This window comes from Nocardiopsis trehalosi NBRC 14201 (assembly GCF_001552555.1).
Classification (GTDB): Bacteria; Actinomycetota; Actinomycetes; order Streptosporangiales; family Streptosporangiaceae; genus Nocardiopsis_B; species Nocardiopsis_B trehalosi.
Genome location: NZ_BCRK01000123.1, coordinates 1 through 18,816, shown reverse-complemented (window position 1 = coordinate 18,816; position 18,816 = coordinate 1). Strand labels below are relative to the sequence as shown.

Here is an 18,816-nt window from a genome sequence, read left to right as displayed (position 1 = left end):
TCGATGCCGCCGCCGCAGGAGGGGAACGCCGGCGGGGCGCTGTGGTGCCCGCCCACCGTCTCGTCGCCCACCAGGAACTCCCCGGTCTCGGGGTGGGGGGCGTACAGCGGCGGGAACCGGTGCATCTTGTCGGCGGGCACGTGGAAGCCGGTGTCCGTCATGCCCAGCGGGTCCAGGACGCGTTCGCGCAGGAACTCCTCGAACGGCCTGCCCGCGACCCGGGCGACGAGCACGCCGAGCACGTCGTTGCTGAGGTTGTACTGCCACCGCTCCCCGGGCTGGTACATGAGCGGCAGTTCGCCGAGGCGGCGCATCCACTCGTCGGGCTCGGCGTCCGGCAGCAGCCACTCCGTGCCGTAGACGCCCTTCTCGAAGAAGGTGCGCATCATCGGGGAGTCCTGGGCCGTCATGTCCAGGCCGAGGCCGAAGGTGGAGGTCAGCAGGTCGCGGACGGTGATGGGCCGGCGGGCGGGGACGGTGTCGTCCAGGGGGCCGTCGGGGCGGGTGAGCACCCGGCGGTCGGCCAGTTCGGGCAGCCACTCGTCGACCGCGTCGTCCAGCCGCAGCCGGCACTCGTCCAGCAGCACCATGACCGGTGCGACCGCGAGCGGCTTGGAGGTGGAGGCCATGCGGAAGATGGTGTCGCGGGCCATCGGGGCGCCGCCGTCGTGGCGCATCGTGCCCAGGGCCTCGACGTGGGCCTGCTCGCCCCGGCCGACCAGGGCGACGACGCCGGGGATCTTGCCGGAGTCGACGTGGCGCTCCAGGGTGGCGCGCACGCGGCGCAGCCCTCGTGCGGAGATGCCGTTGTCGCCGTGTCCCATGGGGGGTCTCCTTGCGTTGGTGGTGGTGGGTGGGGCGGCCCGCGCGGACGGGTCGGCGGGGCACCGGTGGTGCCGGTGCGGCCGGGCTCCCGTGGGCGCGCCGCGGCCCGGTGACCGCGGCGGCGCCCGCCGGGACGCCGTCGGACGCCCGGGGGCCGGCCCGCCCACGGCAGCTAGTCCGTGGTGCTAGGTACCGCTAGATAGTAACACTGAATAGCGAGGGTGCAAGCCCCGCGCCGCCACGCGTGCGGGCGGCCCGTGACCGGCCCGGAAGGCGCTCGGTAGGATCGCCGCCATGGCGATGCGACTGGTGCAGGTGGCGATGAACGCCCGCGACGACCCCGCGCTCGGCCGGTTCTGGGCGCAGGCCCTGGGCTGGACCCTCTCCAGCGAGGCCCCCGGCGTGACCAACCTCGAACCCGAGGGCGTCCCCTATCCCGACCCCTCCGCGATCTTCATCGACGTCCTCGCCGTCCCCGAACCCAAGGCGGGGAAGAACCGCGTGCACCTCGACCTCGCCACCACCTCCCCCGCCCACCAGGCGGACCTGGTCGCGCGCCTGCGCGACCTCGGGGCGACGCCCGCCGACGTGGGCCAGGGCGACGTGCCCTGGACCGTCCTCGCCGACCCCGAGGGCAACGAGTTCTGCGTGCTGGAGCCCCGCCCGGTCTACCGGGACACCGGGCCCATCGCCGCCGTCGTCGTGGACTGCGCGGACCCCCGCGCCATGGCCGGGTTCTGGGGCGCGGCCATGGACTGGACCGTGCACGAGGCCGGCGACGCCCTCGCGCGGCTGCGCTCCGCGACGGGCACCGGCCCCTACCTGGAGTTCGTCCGCACCCCCGACGCCAAGACGGTGAAGAACCGGGTCCACCTCGACCTGCGGCCCTACCCCGGCGACGACCAGGCGGCGGAGGCCGACCGCGTCCGGGCGCTGGGCGCCACCGACGTCGACCTCGGCCAGGGCGACGTGCCCTGGACCGTCCTCGCCGACCCCGAGGGCAACGAGTTCTGCGTCCTCACCCCGCTGTGACACACAGCGGCGCCGACCCCGACGGCCCCGCCGGGCGCCGGGCCGCGGCCGAGCGCGCCGAGGCGGCCGCCTTCCGCGCGGAACTGGGCCTGGACCACCTCATCGACGTGCACACCCACTTCATGCCGGAGCGGGTCCTGACCAAGGTGTGGGCCTACTTCGACACCGCGGGCCCCCTGGTGGGCCGCAGCTGGCCCATCACCTACCGCACCGAGGAGCACCGGCGGCTGGAACTGCTGCGCGGCTTCGGGGTGCGCGCCTTCACCGCCATGCTCTACCCGCACCGCCCGGCCATGGCCCGCTGGCTCAACGACTGGGCCGCCGACTTCGCCGCCCGCACCCCCGACTGCCTGCACACCGCCACGTTCTTCGCCGAACCGAGCGCCCCCGACGACGCCCGCCGCGCCCTGGAGCAGGGCGCCCGCGTGTTCAAGTGCCACCTCCAGGTGGGCGCGTTCGACCCGCTCGACCCGGTCCTGGACCCGGTGTGGGGCCTGCTCGCCGACACCGGCACCCCGGTGGTGACCCACTGCGGGTCCGGCCCGGTCCCCGGCCCCTTCACCGGGCCCGACCGCATCGGGCGGCTGCTCGACCGCCACCCCCGGCTGCGCCTGGTCGTGGCGCACCTGGGCATGCCCGAGTACACCGAGTTCCTCGCCCTGGCCGAACGCCACCCCGCGCTGCTGCTCGACACCACCATGGCGTTCACCGCGTTCACCGAGGCCGACGCCCCGTTCCCGCGCGCGGCCCTGCCCCGCCTGGCCGCCCTGGGCGACCGCGTCCTGCTCGGCACCGACTTCCCCAACATCCCCTACCCCTACCCGGAGGCGCTGCGGGCGCTGGAGCGCACCGGCCTGGGCACCGACTGGCTGCGCGCCGTCTGCCACGACAACGCCGCCCGCCTGTTCGGCCTGTGACGCGCCAGGCCCCGGCGCCCCGCCCGACCGGGCGCGCCCGCCGCTGGCGTTGACGTCGGCGTCAAGGTCTACCGTGATCCCACGAGGGGCACGAGGAGGCGGAGGACCGATGCGGATCGGGGAGCTGGCGGCGCTGGCCGGGACGACCACGCGCACCCTGCGCTACTACGAGGCGCGCGGGCTGATCACCGCGCGGCGCGACGCCAACGGGCACCGCTCCTACACCGGCGAGGACCTGCGGCTGCTGCGCCAGATCCGCCTGCTCCAGGGCTTCGGCTTCGAGCTGGAGGAGACCCGGCCGTTCGTGGAGTGCCTGCGCGCCGGCGACCCGGCGGCCCCGGTGTGCACCGCGTCGCTGGACGCCTACCGGGCCCGCATCGCCCATCTCGACGCCTGCATCGACGACCTGGCGGCGATCCGCGACGACCTGCGCGGGCGCCTGGAGCGGGCGGAGGCGGGCGCGCCGCTGGACGCGCCGGGCGCCGCCCCCGCGCCGCTGTGCGCGTTCACCCCGCCCGCCGCCGCCCCCCGGCCCCGCTGACCCGGCCCTGACCGGCCGCACGGCCGGCCCCCGCCGACCCGTTCCCGACCGCCGCGCCGCCCGGCGCCGGTCCCCGTTCTCCACCCGCCCCACCGGAAGGGATTCCGCCATGCCCGCGACCGCCCACCTCGACGAGGTCACCGACGCCGACTTCGCCGCCACCGTCCTCGACTCCCCCCTCCCCGTCCTGGTCGACTTCACCGCCGAGTGGTGCCCGCCGTGCCGGATGGTGGCCCCGATCCTGGCCGACCTGGCCGCCGAGCGCGCGGGGACGCTGCGCGTCGTCGCCGTCGACGTCGACCGCAGCCCGCGCACCGCCGCCGCCTACAACGTGCTGTCGGCGCCCACCCTGATGGTGTTCCGCGACGGCGAGCCGGTGGCGTCGGTGGTGGGGGCCCGTTCCCGGTCCCGCCTGGTGCGCGACCTGGGCCTGTGACCCCGGGGCCGCGCCGCCCGCACGCGGGCGGCGCGGCCTGTCGGGCGCGGTGCCGGCGCCCGCTTCGGTCGGGACACCCCCGCGCCCCCGCTACGGTGGCGCCATGGCGCTGACCCTCCTGCACCGCTTCAACCGGCGGCACCCCTGGAGCCACAACGACCACTACGCCCCCTGGGTGGCCGGCCGCGTGGCCGGGGCCCGCCATGTGCTCGACGTCGGCTGCGGCACCGGCAACCTCGCGGCGCTGCTGCGCCGCCGGGGCGCCGAGGTCACCGCGCTGGAGCCCGACCCGGCGACGGCCCGCGCCGCCGAGGAGCGCTTCGCCGGCGACACCGGGGTCACCGTCGTCCACGGCGCCTTCGCCGACCGCGACCCGCTGCGGCGCTACGACGCCGTGACCCTGGTCGCCGTCCTGCACCACCTGCCGCTGGCGGCGACGCTGCGCGAGCTGCGCGGCTGCCTGTCCCCCGGCGGGCGCCTGGTGATCGTGGGCTGCTACCGCGCCTCGGGCCCCGCCGACCTGCTCACCGGGGTGGCGGCGGCGGCCGCCAACCCGGTCATGGGGCTGCTGCGCCACCCGGCCGTCGCCGACGGACCGCCGCCGCACATGAGCGCGCCCACGGCCGAACCGCGCGAGACCCTGGCCGAGATCCGCTCCGCCGCCGCCCGGGAGCTGCCGGGCGCCCGCATCCGCCGCCGCCTGTTCTGGCGCTACACCCTCCTCTACCAGGCCCCCGCCGCCTGACCCCGCGCCCCGCCCACCGGGGCACACGCCCCGGTGGGCGGGCGGAGCGGGTCAGTTCCGCGCGGCCTCGGGGGCGCCGAGCAGCGGCAGCCCCGCCGCGTAGCGCCGCAGGAACCCGGCGGTCGGGGTGTCGGCGGCGGCGACGCCGTCGGGGGTGCCCTGCGCGACCACCGCGCCCCCGTCGGGCCCGGCCCCCGGACCGAGGTCGACCACCCAGTCCGCGGCGGCGGCGACGGCGATGTCGTGCTCGGCCACGACGACGGTGCCGCCCGAATCGAGCAGCGCGTCGAGCGCGTCCACGACCCGCTGCACGTCCGAGGGGTGCAGCCCCGACACGGGTTCGTCGAGGACGACCAGGCCGTCCCCCCGGCCAGCGGTCCCCCGCTGGATCGCCGCCGCCAGCCGCAGCCGCTGCGCCTCGCCGCCGGACAGCTCCGTGGCGCTCTGGCCGAGGCGGAGGTAGCCGAGCCCGACCCGGTGCAGGGCGCCCAGGGTCTCCGCGAGGCGCGCGGGTCCGGGGAAGTGCTCCACGGCCTCGGCCACGGTCAGCTCCAGCACCTGGTCGACGCTGAGCCCGCGGTAGGTGATCTCCAGGGCCTCCGGCCGGTAGCGCCGCCCCTCGCAGGCGTCGCACACCACCCACACGTCCGGCAGGAAGTGCATGTCGACCAGGGTGCGGCCGTGGCCGGCGCAGGTCGCGCAGCGGCCGCCGCCCGCGGTGTTGAAGCTGAACCAGGAGGCGTCGACCCCGCGTTCGCGGGCCGCGTCGGTCTCCGCGTACAGCCGGCGGATCAGGTCGAACGCCTTGCTGTAGGTGGCCGGGTTGGACCGGGGCGTGCGCCCGAGCGGTTCCTGGTCGACCACGGCGACCCAGCCGAACCCGGCCAGGCCGTCCGCCTCGCGCACCGCGTCGGTCGCCGCCCCGCCCAGGGCGGCCGCCGCGCCCTCCGCGAGGGCGGCGAGCAGGCTGCTCTTGCCGCTGCCGCTCACCCCGGTCAGGCAGGTGAGCCGGCCGGCGGGCAGGCGCAGGCGCTCCGCGGCCACGTTGTGGGCCCGCACACCGCGCAGCTCCACCCAGGCGGTCCCCGCCCCGACGGGGCGGCGGTCCCGGCGCAGCCGCGGCCCGCCGCCCGACAGGTGGCGGCCGGTGGGCGAGGCCGGATGGGCGGCGACCGCGGCGGGCGGCCCCGCCACCAGGACCTCACCGCCGAGGCGGCCCGCCCCGGGGCCCATGTCGACCACCCAGTCCGCCCGCGCGATCAGCTCCGGGTCGTGCTCCACGAGGAGCACCGTGTTGCCGGCGCGGCGCAGCTCCAGGGCGATGTCGAGCAGGTGCGCCTTGTCCGCCGGGTGCAGGCCCGCCCCGGGCTCGTCCAGCACGAAGGTGATGCCGCTGAGCTCGGTGCCGAGCTGGGCGGCGAGCCGGGTCCGCTGCAGCTCGCCCCCGGACAGCGTCGCCGCGCTCCGGGAGAGCTGGAGGTGGGACAGGCCGAGCCGGTCGAGCAGGCCGAGCCTGCGGCCGAGGTCCGCCAGCAGCGGCTCGGCCACCTCGCGCCGCCGGGCGTCCAGGTCCCGCGCCACGCGCTCGGCCCAGTCGCGCACCTCCCTCACCTCCACCGCGACCAGGTCGGGGTAGGCCAGGCCGCCGAGCCGCACCGTGCGGGCCGTCCGGCCGTACCCGCTGCCGCCGCAGGTCGGGCAGGGCCGCTTGCGCATGTACGGCAGGTAGCGCTGCTTGGCGGCGGGCGTCCCGGCGTTGGCGTACACGCGCTCCACCTCGGCGAGCGCGCCCCGCAGCGGCCGGCTCGACGTGTAGGTCACCACGGCCGACTCGTTGCGGTTGGTCATGTCGACGGTCGCCTCGACGGGCTCGTCGCCGGTGCCGTACAGCACGCAGCGGCGGAAGTCCTCCGGCAGGGACCGCCACGGCCGGCCCAGGTCCACGCCCCGCTGCTCGGCGAACGCCGGCACGAACGCGTGCTCCCCCGACCGCCATTTGGCGAACCAGGGCGAGGCCCCGGCGAAGAGCGGAAGCTCGGGGCGGGTGATGACGAGGTCCTCGTGCGCCCTCCACCGCCCGCCCACCCCGTGGCAGTCCGTACAGCCGCCCTCGGGCGCGGCGCGGTCGAAGTGGGCGGTGGAGACGGGCGCGGCGCCCGGCCCCGCCGCCGGGTCGGCGCCGATCGCGGGCAGCCGCGAGTACAGCAGCCCCAGGTGCCCGTCGATGCCGGTGATCGTGGCGACCGTGGAGCGGGGGTTGCGGTTGAGGCGGCGCTGGTCGACCGCCAGCGTCGCGCCCAGGCCCCGGATGCGGTCGACCTGCGGCCGGTCGCGCTGGGTGATGTACTGCCGGATGAACGGGGAGAGCCCCTCCAGGTACCGCAGCTGGGCCTCGCTGTGCAGGGTGTCCACGGCCAGCGAGGTCTTGCCGCTGCCGCTCACCCCGGTGAAGGCGACGAGCCGCCCCTTGGGGATGCTCACCGACACGTCCCGCAGGTTGTGGGTGCGCGCCCCCACCACCTCGATGGTGCCGGCGCCCTCGGCCGCCGCGCACCGCGCGGCCGCGTCCGCCTCCCGCCGCCCGGCCCGCGCCGCGCGCGCGGCGGCGGGGCCCGCGCCGCCGCTCACGGCCGGGAGGCCGGGAGCAGCTTGCCGGCGTCGGGGGCGAACACCGACATCCAGTGCGGGCGCAGCCGGTAGTAGACCACCTCGCGGTCCCACGCGAAGGCGTCGTCGCCGTAGGTGCCCTTGAGGTAGGCGAGCACCTCCGGCCACTGCGCGTCGGGCTCCCCGTCCAGGGGGTTGAGGACCTCCGCCGTGCCGTGGGTGAACACGCCCAGGTCCTCGCCGCGCATGTGCGCGACGCTGACGGCGGGCCGCGCCGCGATGTGGCGCGCCTTCGCGGCGTCGCGCGCCGTGCCGAAGTACCACCTGCCCCACAGGAAGTGCCCGTCCACCCCGCTGATGCGCGGCTCGCCCTTCGCCGTCACCGTGGACAGGGCCAGGGTGCACATGCCGTCGAGGACCCGGGTCAGCTGCCGCGCGGTGAGCGTGCGTTCGGCGGTGATGATCGAGCGCAGGTGGGCGGTCGACCGGGTGAGGGAGGCGTCGAGGAGCGCCTGCAGCGCATCGAGGTCTCCGGGTGTTTCGCGCATCGGTGTTCTCGTCCGTCCTGTTCCGTCGCCGCGGCGCCGCCGTCGGCGCCGACCGGTACCCCATCCTGGGACCCGTACCTGACACCTTCTGTCAGGTAGGGGCGCCGGTCGCGCCGGACCCGCCGGCGGCCGCCCTCAGCCGGTGCTCCGGCCCGCCGCCGCCCGCGCGGGCGGTCGCCCGTTGACCAGGCGGCGCAGCAGCACCTCGGCGGGGCCGCGCCGCCCGGCGCGGCGCAGCGCCTCGGCCGCGCCCAGCGACGCCGCCCACATGGCGAGGGCGATCGCGGCCCCGGCGGCGGGACCCAGGGCGCCGCCCAGGTCCAGGGTGAACGGGAGGAACAGGGCGGCGATGACCACCGACTGCGCCAGGTAGAACGTCAGCGACCGCTGCCCCAGGGCGGCGACGGTGCGCGCGAACGGGCCGGGCTCCGGCCCGAGGCGCGCCGCCGCCAGGCCGACGGCGGCGGCCAGCCCCACGCCGCCGGCGTACCCGCCCAGGGCGTGCGCCACGGCGGCCGCCCACACCGCGCCGCCCGGCCCCGCCTCCCACAGGCCCGCGGCCGCCAGCGCGGACGGCGCCCGTGCGGCCAGGGCCGCCGCCAACAGCCACACCGCCGCCCGCCGCAGCAGGGCCGCGTGGCGCACGGGGTCGTCGAGCAGGCCGCGGCGGGCGGCCCACAGCCCCAGCAGCATGCCGGGCAGCACGGTCAGCGTGGACAGGGGCGTCTCCAGCGGCCACCACATCAGGTTGGCGGCCACATACGACAGCGGGTCGCCGGGCAGCGCCGCCACCATGAGGTCGGCGGCGTCGGCCGATCCGGCGGCGGCCTTGGCGGCGGCGACGACCGCGGTCCCCGGGACCAGGGCGAGGCCGGCCGTCCACAGCAGCGCGGCGTCGCGGGCCCGCACCAGCGCGCCGAACATCAGCAGCGCGGCCCCGTAGGTGGCGAGGATGTCCAGCGGCAGCAGGGCGGCGTGCGCGGCGCCCAGCACCAGCAGCCAGAACCCGCGCCGGCGCAGCAGCCGCCGCGGCTCGCCGGGGTCGGCCCCGGCGGCGGTGCGGCGGCGCAGGAGCTGGCCGATGCCGTACCCGAACAGGAACACGAACATCGGCCGGGCCTGGTCGACCACCAGCAGCGAGGCGGCGAGGTCGGTGGCCGTGTCCAGGACGGCGGTCCCGGCGCCGGTGGTGAACACCGGGACGTGGGCGAGCGCGATCGCCAGCAGCATCGCGCCGCGGGCGAGGTCGGGGGCCAGGGCGCGCGCCTCGGCGGGCGCGGCGCGGGGCAGTGGGGGGCGGGGGGCGTCGTCACCGAGCATGGGGGGCCTTCGGCCTTCGTTCGATGGCGCTCTCGGGCGCACGGGGGGAGGGGGGCGGGAGCGCGGTGGTCAGGTGCCGTCGGCCCCGTCGGTGGCGGCCGCCAGGGCGTGCGCCAGCAGCTCGGCGCGGTCGACCCCGGCCACGGCCAGGGCGCGCGGAACGGTGCCGACCTCGGCCGCCGCGATGCCCAGGAGCACGTGGGCGGGGCGCAGGTCCTTCTTGCGCGCCACCCGGGAGAAGGCCCGGTCCAGCGCGAGCCGGGTGGAGGCGCCCATGCGGGGGGTGTCGGGCGCCGGGCCGGGCCGGGGCAGGTCGGCGGCCGCGACGTGCACGCCCACGGCGGCCAGGCTGCGTTCGAACTCCCCGTCCAGGGCGGCGCGCAGGCCGTCGTGGTCGAGGCCGACGGCGGCCAGGGCCGCGCGGCTGGCGGGGTCGCCGCCGGCGGCGATGGCCAGCAGCAGGTGGTGGGCCTCGATGGTGGCCGACCCGTCGGCGCGGGCGATCTCGCCGCCCTCCAGGAGCATGGCGTGCAGGTAGTGGTCGAACGCGGTCATCGGTCAGCGCCTCCTCAGCCGGACACCGGCGGCGATGAGCCGCTTGGCGTGCTTCTTGTGGACCGCCTGGCGGGTCACGCCGAGGGCCTCGGCGACCTGCGGCCAGCTCCAGCCGGTGCGCATGGCCTCCTCGACGGCGGCGTCCTCCAGCCGGTCGGCCAGGCGGCGCAGCGCGGCGACGGCGGCCAGCCGGTCGGCGGTCTCCGCGGACATCGGGTGCTCAACGGACATGTAAGCAACCGTAGTTGACTAAATCGGAGATAGTCAACCCGAGTTGCTCAACGCCGGGGCCCCGGAGCACGACGACCGCCGGGGCGGGGTGCCCGTTCGGCACCCCGCCCCGGCGGCGCGGTCGGCGGTCGGTGATCGGCGACTCAGCGGCCGGCGCGCTCGGCGAGGCCGGCCAGGATGTCCACCAGCTCGGGCAGGTGGAAGGGGCCGACGTGGGGGGCGTCGACGCTGTGCACGTCGGTCGGGTTGTCCGGGGTCAGGCGGTCGGCCTCGGCGATGAACCGGTCCTGCAGCGCCGGGGGGATCAGCCGGTCCCCGGTGAAGCGCACGTAGGTGCGGGGCACGCGGCCCCAGGCGTCCGCCCTGCCCCGGGCGTCGGCCTGGGGGATGGCGACGGGCTCGTCCGGCTCCAGCATGTTGAGCATCCGGTGCGTCGCCTCCTCGGTGAAGCCGCCGGCGAGGCACTCCCGGATGCCGTCGATGAGCTCCGGGTCGGCCGTGCGCCAGTTGACGCGGGCCACACCCAGCTTCGCCGGGTCGCCCGCCAGCGCCGCCTGCACGTTGCCGACCAGGCTCTCGCGGTTCTCCGGCTCGGCCATGTAGGCGTTCATGTTCGGCAGGTCCACGCAGCAGTACGCCGCGACGTAGACCACCCGCGCCAGCAGGTCGGGGACGGCGTTGCCGACGCGGCTCAGGGTGACGCCGCCCTGGCTGGAGCCGACCAGGACGACCGGCCCGAAGCGGTGGGCGCGGCGCACGGCCGCCACGACGTGGTCGGTGTAGTCCTCGGGGGTGAGGCCGGCCAGCGCGGACGGCTCGACCGCCAGCGCCGCCGGGTCCTGCGGGGCCTGGTAGGAGCGGGGGAAGAACCCCTCGTCGCCGTGCCCGGGCAGGTCGAGGGCGACCGCGCGGTACCCGCGCAGGGTGAGTTCGCGGACCGCCCCCGCCCAAGAGGAGGACGAGGAGTTGGTGCCGTGGACGAAGACCAGGGTGGGGGTCCGCCGGGCGCCGGGCGAAGCGGTGGTGCTCGTTGTCATCGTGGTGCTCTTTTCCGTGTCCGTGGGTCGCGCGCGGCGGCTCCGGCCGCGCGCCGGGGGTGCGGTGCGGGGGTCGGGGGCGCCTCAGCGGGGCCGGCGCAGCATGGGCCACAGGGGCGGGGCGTCGGCCACGCGCACCGGCGCGCCGTCGTCGGCGAACCCGTGGCGCAGGTACAGGGCGCGGCTGCGCGGCGAACTCGCCTCCAGGTAGCAGGTGGCCCCCTCGGCGTCGGCCCGCTCCAGCCGGTGGCGCAGCAGCACCGAGCCGAGTCCGGCGCCCCGGTGCTCGGCCGCCACCCCCATGCACGCGAGGTACAGGTGCGCGGTGCGGGGGTGGCGCCCGGCCAGCGCCTCGCCCAGGGCCCGCAGGCGCGCCGCGCCCTCCCCGAACAGCGAGCCCGCCTCGGGCGCCTGCGGCTCCTCCGGCGCGCCCCCGCCCGCCGGCAGCGCCAGCCACACCGCGGCGCCCTCGCCGCCGCCGGTCAGGTAGCACTCGCCCGCCGGGTGGGCGAGCAGCGGGTAATGGAAGTGCTCCAGCAGCCGGCCGCGCTCCCGCTCATCGGGGAAGAGCCAGCCGGAGAGGGGGTCGTGCGAGAACGCCTCGGTGAGGACGCCCAGCACCGTCGGCAGCTCGTCGCCGCCGACCCGCCGCACCGATGCGTACGGTGTAGTCGTTGTCATGTGGCCAGCGTAGCCACATGCCCTCTCTACAGGGGAATCGTCGGCGATGGAAGTGTCCTACCCGCACCCCGAGTGGACTAGTACACTCGGGGTGTTCAGCGCTTTCGACCGGGAGGCCTCCATGCCGCCACCGCAGCACCCCGAACCGCCCTACCGGCGGATCACCGCGCAGATCCGCGCCCGCATCCTGTCGGGGGAGCTGCGGCCCGGCGAGCGCCTGCCCTCCACCCGCCAGATCGCGCAGCAGTGGGGCGTGGCGGTGGCCACCGCCACCAAGGTCATCGCCGACCTGCGCGACGACGGCCTGGTCGAGACCCACGTGGGTTCGGGGACGGTGGTCGCCGCCCGCGCCGGCCGGGCGCGGCCGGCACCGGGCGGCTCCCCGGCGCGCCGGCCCGACGCGTCCCGCCGGCCGCTGGGGCGCGACCGGGTCGTCGCCACGGCCATCGCGGTCGCCGACGTCGAAGGGCTGGAGGCGGTGTCCATGCGCCGGCTCGCGGCCGAGCTCGGCGTCGGCCCGATGTCGCTGTACCGGCACGTGCCCACCAAGGACGACCTGGTGGAGCAGATGGTCGACACCGCCTTCGGCGAGGTCGACCTGCCCGACCCGGGCCCTGCGGGGTGGCGGGCCGGGCTCGAACTGATCGCCCGGCTGCACTGGGGGCTGTGCCTGCGCCACCTGTGGCTGCCGCGCGCCGTCTCGTTCACGCGCCCGCTGATGGTGCCCAGCATGGCGGCCCACACCGAGTGGACCCTGCGGGCGCTCGACGGGCTGGGGCTGTCCCCGGGCACGCGGCTGCGCGAGGCGCTGACGCTGCACGCGCTGGTCGTCAGCGCCGGGCTGGCGCTGGCGCAGGAGGTCGAGGTGGAGCAGGAGACGGGGGTGAGCCTGGACGCGTGGCGGCTCGCCCAGCGCCGGCGCTCGGCCGAACTCCTGGCCGACGGCCGCTTCCCGCTGCTGGCGCAGGCCCCGCCGGAGACGGCGGGCGACCTGGACGGGCTGTTCGAGTACTCCCTGGCCCGCCACCTCGACGGCTTCGCCGCCCTCCTGGCCCGGCCCGCCGGCGAGCGGCCGTGACCGGCACCGCCCCCACCCGCTGACCGGCGGCCGCCCCGGCACCGCGGGGCGCGCCCGGCGCGGCGCGCGCGTGGAACCCGCCCCCGTGGCGTCGGTCTCGACGTTGTCGGGGGTGTGGGACCGCTCCCCTACCCCGACGACGCCGAGATCGACGAGGCGCAGGGGGTCAGCGGGGGCGCAGGCCGTCCAGGGCGGTGTCCAGGCCGCGGCGCATGGCGGCCAGCAGGTCCTCCTCGCGGTCGCCGCGTTCCAGGGCGGCCAGGCCGGTGGCCTGGACGGCGCCGACCATGGCGCCCACCGCGGCGGCGGCGCCGATGTCGTCCAGGTCGTCGGGGAAGGCGGCGCGCAGCGCGGCGGCGAGTTCGCGCTGGAGGTCGAACACCTGGTGCAGGGCGCGGGCCTGCAGGGCGGGCACGGTCATGACGAGCCGGGTGTAGGTCTCGACCAGGGCGGGGTCGCGCCCGCCCACGCCCTCCTCGCGGAAGTCGGCCAGCATCGCGTCGTAGACCCGGGTGAGCAGGTCGGCCACGCCCTCGCCGGGGCGGCGGTCGGCGATGACGCGCAGCGGGACCTCGTTGCGGCGCCGGGCGTCGTCCAGCAGCGCGTCCTCCTTGCTGCGGAAGTGGTTGAAGAAGGTCTTGGTGGCCACGTCGGCGGCCGCGGCGATCTGGGCGACGGTGGTGGCCTCATAGCCCTGCTCGGCGAACAGCCGCAGGGCCGTCTCGGCCAGCAGCCGCCGGGTCTGCCGCTTCTTGCGCTCGCGCCGTGACTCGTCCATACGGGAATTTTACACCCTGGATAAAGTTACCTCCATTGCAAACTTACACTCGATGTAGTCTTATGGGGGCGCGGGGCCGCGCACCCGGCCCGCACCACCACCCCGACGACCCGCTCCCGGCGAGGACACCATGACCGACACCGAACCCATCACCCTCCCGCTCGCCCCCACCGACGCCGTCCACCCCCCGCGCGAGCTGCTCGCCCTGCGCGAGGGCCGCCCCATCGCCCGCGTCCGCTTCACCGACGGCAAAGTGGGCTGGGTCGTCACCCGCCGCGCCACCGTCCGCGCCGTCCTGGCCGACCCCCGCTTCAGCGCCCGCCAGGAACTGCGCAGCACCTGGACCAGCCCCGTCCCCCTGCCGCCCGCCGCACCCGGCATGTTCATCGGCATGGACCCGCCCGACCACACCCGCTACCGCCACCTGCTCACCGGCCAGTTCACCGTGCGCCGCATGCGCCGCCTCACCGACCGCATCACCGCCATCACCGGCGACCACCTCGACCGCATGGCCGCCGCCGGCGCCCCCGCCGACCTCGTCCGCGACTACGCCGTGCCCATCCCCGCCCTCGTCATCTGCGAGATGCTCGGCGTCCCCGACGACGCCCGCGAGAAGTTCCGCGCCGACATCACCGCCGCCTCCCACCAGGACACGCCCCCCGCCGACCGGCAGCGCCACCTCGGCGCGGTCACCACCCTGCTGGGCGACCTCATCACCGCCAAGCGCGCCGACCCCGGCGAGGACATCCTCGGCGGCCTCATCACCGACGGCCCCGACCTCACCGACGCCGAACTCGTCAACCTCGCCCTGCTCCTGCTGGGCGGCGGCCTGGACACCACCGCCAACGTGATCGCCCTGGGCGCCTTCACCCTCCTGCGCGACGGCGTGCCCACCGCCCCCCTCACCGACCCCGCCACCTCCGAGGACGCCGTGGAGGAGCTGCTGCGCTACCTGCCCGTCGTCCCCGGCACGGTCCGCAGCGCCCTGACCGACGTCGAACTGGAGGGGGTGCGCGTCGCGGCGGGCGAGTCCGTCATGGTCTCCCTGCCCACCGCCAACCGCGACCCCGAGCACATCGCAGACCCCGACACCCTCGACCTCACCCGCCCCGCCGCCGGCCACCTCGCCTTCGGCCACGGCGTCCACCAGTGCCTGGGCCAGCAGCTCGCCCGCGTCGAACTGCGCGTCGCCCTGCCCGCCCTGTTCCGCCGCTTCCCCGACCTGCGCCTGGCCGCCGACCCCGCCGACGTCCCGCTGCGCGACGACATGGTCGTCTACGGCGTGCACGCGCTGCCCGTCACCTGGGGGCCCGCGTGAGGGTCCACGCCGACCGCACCCGCTGCGCCGGATCGGGCATGTGCGCCCTCACCGCCCCCGAGGTCTTCGACCAGGACGACACCGACGGCCGCGTCCGGGTGCGCGACGCCGCACCCCCGCCCGCCCTGCACGGCGCGGTGCGCCGGGCCGTCGACATGTGCCCGGCGCACGCCCTGACCACCACCCCCGGCTGAGGGCGTCAGCAGGCGCACGCCGTGCGCCCCAGCCCCGCCACCAGCACCGCCGCCACCGCGGCGTGCAGGGCCAGCAGCACCACCAGGGCCATCGCGTCGGCGGCCGCACCGAACGGTCCGGTCGCCGACGCGATGGCCAGCGACGCCGCGCACGCCGCCCAGACCCGACCCGGCCGCCGCAGCCACCGCTCCAGCACCGCCAGCGACGCCCACCCCGCCAGCCCGGCGGCCAGGGCCGCGGCGACGACCGCCACCGCCCCCACCGGCCGCATCACGCCACCCGTGCGCGCCACCAGCTCCACCCCGCCCACCGGGACGGCCGCCACCCACACGGCCAGCGCCGCGGCAGCGGCGGCACCCACCACCACCGCGCGCCGCACACCCCGGGCCCGGCGGCCCCGCCCACCAGCGTCGGCCCCGCCCGTCACGGCGTCGACATCCACATCGGACACGTGTCCTCCTCTCGGCGCGGGGCCGCCCTCGGGCGCCCCGCCGGGCGGACCCCTCCGGCCCGCCGCACACCCCCACCCTCACCGCCGCGCCCCCGCCGCCGCATCGGGCCGACGGCGGCCCCGCCCCCCACCCCGGTCGCGGCCGCCACCGACTTCGGTCGGATGCGGCCACCCCCGCCCCGCTCCTAGGCTGGCCGGGTGAACGGCGACGCCGACGCGCGCACCTGCGCACCGCCCACCCCCGCCCCGACCACCGCACCCACGGCCGCGGCCACCGCCGCCGCCGCACTGGCGGTGGCCGTCCTGACCGCCCTGACCCTGGCCGGCCACTGGAGCACCCCCGACCCCGCGTGGCCGCTGTGGGCCGACGCCGCCGTGGGCGCCGCCGCGTGCCTGTCCGTGCCCCTGCTGCTGCGCCGCCCCGCCGGGACCGGCCTCGCCCTGACCGCCGCCGCCGCGCTGTCGGGCGCCGCCACCCCCGCCGCCTCCCTCGGCGCGCTGCTCACCGCCCGCCGCCACCCCCTGCCCGCAGCGGCCGCCCTCGCCGCCGCCGGCATCGCCGCCCACGCCGCCCAAGGGCTGCCGCACCCCACCGGCGGCATCACCTACGGCTGGTGGCTGCTGCTCGTCACCGCCGGGTACGGCGCCCTGGTCGGGTGGGGCGCCCTCGACCGCACCCGCCACGCCCTCATCGCCTCCCTGTGCGAGCGCGCCGACCGCGCCGAGGCCGAGCAGGGCCGCCGCGTCGCCGAGGCCCGCGCCCTCGAACGCACCCGCCTGGCCCGCGAGATGCACGACGTCCTCGCCCACCGCCTGTCCCTGCTCGCCACCTACGCCGGGGCCCTGGAGTACCGCCCCGACGCGCCCCCCGAACGGCTCGCCCGCGCCGCCGGCGTGGTCCGCGCCGGCGTGCACGAGGCGCTGGAGGAGCTGCGCGACGTCATCGCGGTGCTGCGCGACGACGACACCCCCGACGGCGCCACCGCGGCCCACCGGCCCCCGCCCGTCCTCGCCGACCTGCCCGACCTGGTCGGCCAGGCCCGCGCCGCCGGCCAGCGCGTCGACCTCGACACCGCCCTGCCCGCCACCGCCGCCCCGCCCCCCGGCAGCGGCCGCGCCGCCTACCGGGTCGTCCAGGAGGCCCTCACCAACGCCCGCAAGCACGCCCCCGGCCGCCCCGTGCGGGTCGCCGTGGCCGGCGGCCCCGGCACCGGACTCGACGTCGACGTGCGCAACCCCCCGCCCGCCCCCGCCGCGCCCGCCCCGCCGCCCGGCGCCGGCACCGGCCTGATCGGCCTCACCGAACGCGTCCGCCTGGCGGGCGGCCGCCTGGACCACCGCCTCGGCGCCGACGGGTTCCACCTGCACGCCCGGCTACCATGGCCGCTGTGAACCCCCCGCTGCGCGTCCTCGTCGTCGACGACGACCCCCTCGTCCGCGCCGGGCTGACCATGATGCTCGACGGCGCCGACGGCATCGCCGTCGTGGGCGAGGCCGACGACGGCGGCACCGCCCTGGCCGCCGCCGCCGCGCACGCCCCCGCCGTCGTCCTGATGGACCTGCGCATGCCCCGCGTCGACGGCATCACCGCCACCCGCCGGCTGCGCCAGGGCCCCCGCCCGCCCGAGGTCCTCGTCCTGACCACCTTCGACGCCGACGCCGACATCCTGCACGCGCTGCGCGCGGGCGCGGCCGGGTTCCTGCTCAAGGACACCCCGCCCGCCGACATCGTGCGCGCGGTGCGCCGGGTCGCCGACGGCGAACCCGTCCTGTCCCCCCGCATCACCCGCCGCCTCATGGACCGCGCCGCCGTGCAGGCCGGCGCCCACCAGCGCGCCCGCGCCGCACTGGACGCCCTGAGCCCGCGCGAGCACGACGTCGCCCTCGCGGTGGCGCACGGCCGCAGCAACGCCGAGATCGCCGCCGAGCTGTTCATGAGCGTGGCCACCGTCAAGGCCCACGTCTCCCACATCCTGGCCAAGCTCGACCTGGACAACCGCACCCAGGTCGCGCTGCTGGCCCACGACGCCGGCCTGGCCTGACCCGCCCGCCGGCCCCGCCGCACGGCCCCCACGGCGACCGGGCGACGCAGCCCGGCGGCGGGGGTAAGGGCCGGCGGACGGACCGGGCCGCGGGCCCGGGGTCAGGGCAGCAGGGCCTCGATCGCGGCGCGCAGCTCGGGCGCCTCGGGCTCGGTGCCCGGCCGGAACCGGCCCGCGACCTCGCCCCGGGGCGAGACCAGGAACTTCTCGAAGTTCCACTGCACGTCGCCGGCCGCCCCCTCCGCGTCGGCGGCGCGGGTCAGCTCCGCGTACAGCGGGTGGCGGCCCGCCCCGTTCACCTCGATCTTGGCGAACAGGGGGAAGTCGACGCCGTAGGTGGTCGAGCAGAACGTCCGGATCTCCTCGGCGCTGCCCGGCTCCTGGCCCATGAACTGGTTGCACGGGAACCCCAGCACGGTGAACCCGCGCCCGGCGTAGCGCTCCTGGAGCCGCTGCAGCCCCGCGTACTGCGGGGTCAGCCCGCACCGGGAGGCCACGTTGACCAGCAGCAGGACCGTGCCCTTGTAGTCGCCCAGCGTGGCGGGCGCGTCGTCCAGGGTGCGCAGCGGGATGTCGTAGAGGGCGCTCATACGTCTCCGGTCCGTGGTCGTGGCGGCCGCGACCGCCGCCTCGCGCCGAGGCTACCGCCCAAGAGCGCGGCACGGCCGCGCGCCGCCCCGCCGCGGCGGCGGTCAGGGGCGCGCGAATGCCCTCGCACCGCCGCCCCGGCCGCACCCCACCGCACCCGAGGCGCCACCCGGGCTACCGCCCGGCGACCCAGTCGTGCCACGCACCCGCCGCGACGATGCCGGCCAGGCGCGCATACCCCGCACCACCGGGGTGGGCGCCGTCCCCGGCGGCGGCCTCACCCGTCCAGACGGGGTCGGCGGCCAGCGCCCGGGTCGTGTCGACGAACGGCACCCCCGCCCCCTCGCACCGGGCGGCCATGCGCTCGGCCAGCGCGACGGTGCGCCGCAGATGGCCCTCGCCCGCCCCCACGACCGGCGGCGGACCCACCACCAGCACCCCCACCCCCCGCCGCCGGGCCTCCGCCACGAGCGCGGACAGGTTGTCCAGGCACCGGTCGGCGCCGACGCGCACCCCGCCGCCCTGCCCGACCATGTCGTTGCTGCCGAAGGACACCACCAGCCGGTTGTCGGCGCCGGGCCGCACCCGGGGGCCGACCTCCCCCCAGCAGCGGCGCACCACGTCGGCGGAGGTGTCGCGCCGCACCCCCAGGTTGAACGCCGTCACCTCGCCGTCGGTGGCCTGGAGCACCCGCCCGACCCAGCCCCGGTACTCCGGGTCACCGACCCCCTGGACGAACGAGTCGCCGATGAAGCAGATGCGCGTCTCCGAGATCATCCGGCCGACCCTACGGGACCGCGCCCGTGGTCGCCTCGCCCGCGTACCCGCAACCGCGTCGCCTCCCCGCCCGCACGGGGTAGACGGCCCCACCCGCGGCCGGGCCGGGCGCCC

The 18,816-nt window shown here is 77.5% G+C and carries 22 protein-coding genes; 10 read left to right on the top strand and 12 right to left on the bottom strand.

Features of this window, described 5'->3' with window-relative positions; genetic code table 11:
* Positions 1–824: serine hydrolase domain-containing protein (locus NT8_RS19585; protein ID WP_067971624.1), on the bottom strand; the 824-nt coding region annotated here is incomplete at its 3' end.
* A gap of 295 nt (positions 825–1,119) precedes the next feature.
* On the opposite strand from NT8_RS19585, the gene NT8_RS19580 reads away from it, so the two are divergent.
* The 5 genes from NT8_RS19580 (at position 1,120) to NT8_RS19560 (ending at position 4,496) form a co-directional block, all read left to right on the top strand.
* Positions 1,120–1,857, top strand: coding sequence for a VOC family protein (locus NT8_RS19580; protein ID WP_067971621.1), 738 nt, complete (start codon positions 1,120–1,122; stop codon positions 1,855–1,857).
* Positions 1,854–2,774, top strand: a complete 921-nt coding sequence (locus NT8_RS19575) for an amidohydrolase family protein (protein ID WP_157515898.1) — start codon at positions 1,854–1,856, stop codon at positions 2,772–2,774. Before NT8_RS19580 ends, NT8_RS19575 begins: the two co-directional genes overlap by 4 nt.
* A gap of 109 nt (positions 2,775–2,883) precedes the next feature.
* Complete coding sequence (locus NT8_RS19570; RefSeq protein WP_067971618.1) at positions 2,884–3,315, top strand: MerR family transcriptional regulator; 432 nt, start codon at positions 2,884–2,886, stop codon at positions 3,313–3,315.
* 109 nt (positions 3,316–3,424) lie between these two features.
* The gene (gene trxA / locus NT8_RS19565; protein ID WP_067971616.1) at positions 3,425–3,751 is read left to right on the top strand and encodes a thioredoxin; all 327 of its coding nucleotides are present in this window, start codon (positions 3,425–3,427) and stop codon (positions 3,749–3,751) included.
* 103 nt (positions 3,752–3,854) lie between these two features.
* Positions 3,855–4,496 carry a class I SAM-dependent methyltransferase gene (locus tag NT8_RS19560; protein ID WP_067971613.1) on the top strand — a complete coding sequence of 214 codons (642 nt, stop codon included), beginning with the start codon at positions 3,855–3,857 and terminating at the stop codon, positions 4,494–4,496.
* A gap of 51 nt (positions 4,497–4,547) precedes the next feature.
* On the opposite strand, the gene NT8_RS19555 is transcribed toward NT8_RS19560, so the two are convergent.
* From NT8_RS19555 to NT8_RS19525, 7 genes are all read right to left on the bottom strand, one after another.
* Positions 4,548–7,124, bottom strand: coding sequence for an excinuclease ABC subunit UvrA (locus NT8_RS19555; protein WP_084469099.1), 2,577 nt, complete (start codon positions 7,122–7,124; stop codon positions 4,548–4,550).
* On the bottom strand, positions 7,121–7,651 hold the full coding sequence (locus tag NT8_RS19550; RefSeq protein WP_067971609.1) for a pyridoxamine 5'-phosphate oxidase family protein: 531 nt from the start codon (positions 7,649–7,651) through the stop codon (positions 7,121–7,123). Before NT8_RS19550 ends, NT8_RS19555 begins: the two co-directional genes overlap by 4 nt.
* 135 nt (positions 7,652–7,786) lie before the next feature.
* A complete protein-coding gene (locus NT8_RS19545) occupies positions 7,787–8,971 on the bottom strand; it encodes a DUF418 domain-containing protein (protein WP_067971606.1) in 1,185 nt (394 codons plus the stop codon).
* A gap of 69 nt (positions 8,972–9,040) precedes the next feature.
* A complete protein-coding gene (locus tag NT8_RS19540; protein WP_067971602.1) occupies positions 9,041–9,526 on the bottom strand; it encodes a Clp protease N-terminal domain-containing protein in 486 nt (161 codons plus the stop codon).
* A 3-nt stretch (positions 9,527–9,529) separates the two neighbouring features.
* Positions 9,530–9,757, bottom strand: a complete 228-nt coding sequence (locus tag NT8_RS19535; protein WP_067971599.1) for a hypothetical protein — start codon at positions 9,755–9,757, stop codon at positions 9,530–9,532.
* 143 nt (positions 9,758–9,900) lie between these two features.
* A complete protein-coding gene (locus NT8_RS19530; protein ID WP_067971597.1) occupies positions 9,901–10,794 on the bottom strand; it encodes an alpha/beta hydrolase in 894 nt (297 codons plus the stop codon).
* 84 nt (positions 10,795–10,878) lie between these two features.
* Positions 10,879–11,475, bottom strand: a complete 597-nt coding sequence (locus NT8_RS19525) for a GNAT family N-acetyltransferase (protein WP_067971594.1) — start codon at positions 11,473–11,475, stop codon at positions 10,879–10,881.
* Between the two features lie 46 nt (positions 11,476–11,521).
* On the opposite strand from NT8_RS19525, the gene NT8_RS19520 reads away from it, so the two are divergent.
* Positions 11,522–12,553: a GntR family transcriptional regulator gene (locus tag NT8_RS19520; RefSeq protein WP_217999251.1), complete on the top strand. Its 1,032-nt coding sequence runs from the start codon at positions 11,522–11,524 to the stop codon at positions 12,551–12,553.
* A 166-nt stretch (positions 12,554–12,719) separates the two neighbouring features.
* Here NT8_RS19520 and NT8_RS31330 read toward each other — a convergent pair whose 3' ends face one another.
* Positions 12,720–13,331: a TetR/AcrR family transcriptional regulator gene (locus NT8_RS31330; RefSeq protein ID WP_067971592.1), complete on the bottom strand. Its 612-nt coding sequence runs from the start codon at positions 13,329–13,331 to the stop codon at positions 12,720–12,722.
* A gap of 130 nt (positions 13,332–13,461) precedes the next feature.
* On the opposite strand from NT8_RS31330, the gene NT8_RS19510 reads away from it, so the two are divergent.
* Together NT8_RS19510 and NT8_RS29980 are read left to right on the top strand one after the other, a co-directional pair.
* Entirely contained in the window at positions 13,462–14,649 is a 1,188-nt protein-coding gene (locus NT8_RS19510) for a cytochrome P450 (RefSeq protein ID WP_067971589.1), read from the top strand.
* Positions 14,646–14,843, top strand: coding sequence for a ferredoxin (locus tag NT8_RS29980; protein ID WP_067971583.1), 198 nt, complete (start codon positions 14,646–14,648; stop codon positions 14,841–14,843). Before NT8_RS19510 ends, NT8_RS29980 begins: the two co-directional genes overlap by 4 nt.
* 5 nt (positions 14,844–14,848) lie before the next feature.
* On the opposite strand, the gene NT8_RS19500 is transcribed toward NT8_RS29980, so the two are convergent.
* Positions 14,849–15,295 (bottom strand): DUF6069 family protein, encoded by a 447-nt coding sequence (locus NT8_RS19500; protein WP_217999249.1) that lies wholly within the window; start codon positions 15,293–15,295, stop codon positions 14,849–14,851.
* A gap of 198 nt (positions 15,296–15,493) precedes the next feature.
* Here NT8_RS19500 and NT8_RS19495 point away from each other — a divergent pair, with 198 nt between their 5' ends.
* On the top strand, positions 15,494–16,687 hold the full coding sequence (locus NT8_RS19495) for a sensor histidine kinase (protein ID WP_067971580.1): 1,194 nt from the start codon (positions 15,494–15,496) through the stop codon (positions 16,685–16,687).
* Positions 16,675–17,337, top strand: a complete 663-nt coding sequence (locus NT8_RS19490; RefSeq protein WP_067971577.1) for a response regulator — start codon at positions 16,675–16,677, stop codon at positions 17,335–17,337. Before NT8_RS19495 ends, NT8_RS19490 begins: the two co-directional genes overlap by 13 nt.
* 101 nt (positions 17,338–17,438) lie before the next feature.
* Here NT8_RS19490 and NT8_RS19485 read toward each other — a convergent pair whose 3' ends face one another.
* Both NT8_RS19485 and NT8_RS19480 read right to left on the bottom strand, forming a co-directional pair.
* On the bottom strand, positions 17,439–17,927 hold the full coding sequence (locus tag NT8_RS19485) for a glutathione peroxidase (RefSeq protein WP_067971575.1): 489 nt from the start codon (positions 17,925–17,927) through the stop codon (positions 17,439–17,441).
* Between the two features lie 172 nt (positions 17,928–18,099).
* The gene (locus NT8_RS19480) at positions 18,100–18,702 is read right to left on the bottom strand and encodes a GDSL-type esterase/lipase family protein (protein WP_067971572.1); all 603 of its coding nucleotides are present in this window, start codon (positions 18,700–18,702) and stop codon (positions 18,100–18,102) included.
* Positions 18,703–18,816 lie beyond the last annotated feature (114 nt).

What these genes read in the sequence shown, in the direction of transcription:
- NT8_RS19580 (WP_067971621.1), top strand. Translation starts at nt 1,120, where the DNA reads ATGGCGATGCGACTGGTGCAGGTGGCGATGAACGCCCGCGACGACCCC.
- NT8_RS19570 (WP_067971618.1), top strand. Translation starts at nt 2,884, where the DNA reads ATGCGGATCGGGGAGCTGGCGGCGCTGGCCGGGACGACCACGCGCACC.
- trxA (WP_067971616.1), top strand. Translation starts at nt 3,425, where the DNA reads ATGCCCGCGACCGCCCACCTCGACGAGGTCACCGACGCCGACTTCGCC.
- NT8_RS19560 (WP_067971613.1), top strand. Translation starts at nt 3,855, where the DNA reads ATGGCGCTGACCCTCCTGCACCGCTTCAACCGGCGGCACCCCTGGAGC.
- NT8_RS19550 (WP_067971609.1), bottom strand. Translation starts at nt 7,651, where the DNA reads ATGCGCGAAACACCCGGAGACCTCGATGCGCTGCAGGCGCTCCTCGAC.
- NT8_RS19545 (WP_067971606.1), bottom strand. Translation starts at nt 8,971, where the DNA reads ATGCTCGGTGACGACGCCCCCCGCCCCCCACTGCCCCGCGCCGCGCCC.
- NT8_RS19540 (WP_067971602.1), bottom strand. Translation starts at nt 9,526, where the DNA reads ATGACCGCGTTCGACCACTACCTGCACGCCATGCTCCTGGAGGGCGGC.
- NT8_RS19535 (WP_067971599.1), bottom strand. Translation starts at nt 9,757, where the DNA reads ATGTCCGTTGAGCACCCGATGTCCGCGGAGACCGCCGACCGGCTGGCC.
- NT8_RS19530 (WP_067971597.1), bottom strand. Translation starts at nt 10,794, where the DNA reads ATGACAACGAGCACCACCGCTTCGCCCGGCGCCCGGCGGACCCCCACC.
- NT8_RS19525 (WP_067971594.1), bottom strand. Translation starts at nt 11,475, where the DNA reads ATGACAACGACTACACCGTACGCATCGGTGCGGCGGGTCGGCGGCGAC.
- NT8_RS19520 (WP_217999251.1), top strand. Translation starts at nt 11,522, where the DNA reads ATGGAAGTGTCCTACCCGCACCCCGAGTGGACTAGTACACTCGGGGTG.
- NT8_RS31330 (WP_067971592.1), bottom strand. Translation starts at nt 13,331, where the DNA reads ATGGACGAGTCACGGCGCGAGCGCAAGAAGCGGCAGACCCGGCGGCTG.
- NT8_RS19510 (WP_067971589.1), top strand. Translation starts at nt 13,462, where the DNA reads ATGACCGACACCGAACCCATCACCCTCCCGCTCGCCCCCACCGACGCC.
- NT8_RS19490 (WP_067971577.1), top strand. Translation starts at nt 16,675, where the DNA reads ATGGCCGCTGTGAACCCCCCGCTGCGCGTCCTCGTCGTCGACGACGAC.
- NT8_RS19485 (WP_067971575.1), bottom strand. Translation starts at nt 17,927, where the DNA reads ATGAGCGCCCTCTACGACATCCCGCTGCGCACCCTGGACGACGCGCCC.
- NT8_RS19480 (WP_067971572.1), bottom strand. Translation starts at nt 18,702, where the DNA reads ATGATCTCGGAGACGCGCATCTGCTTCATCGGCGACTCGTTCGTCCAG.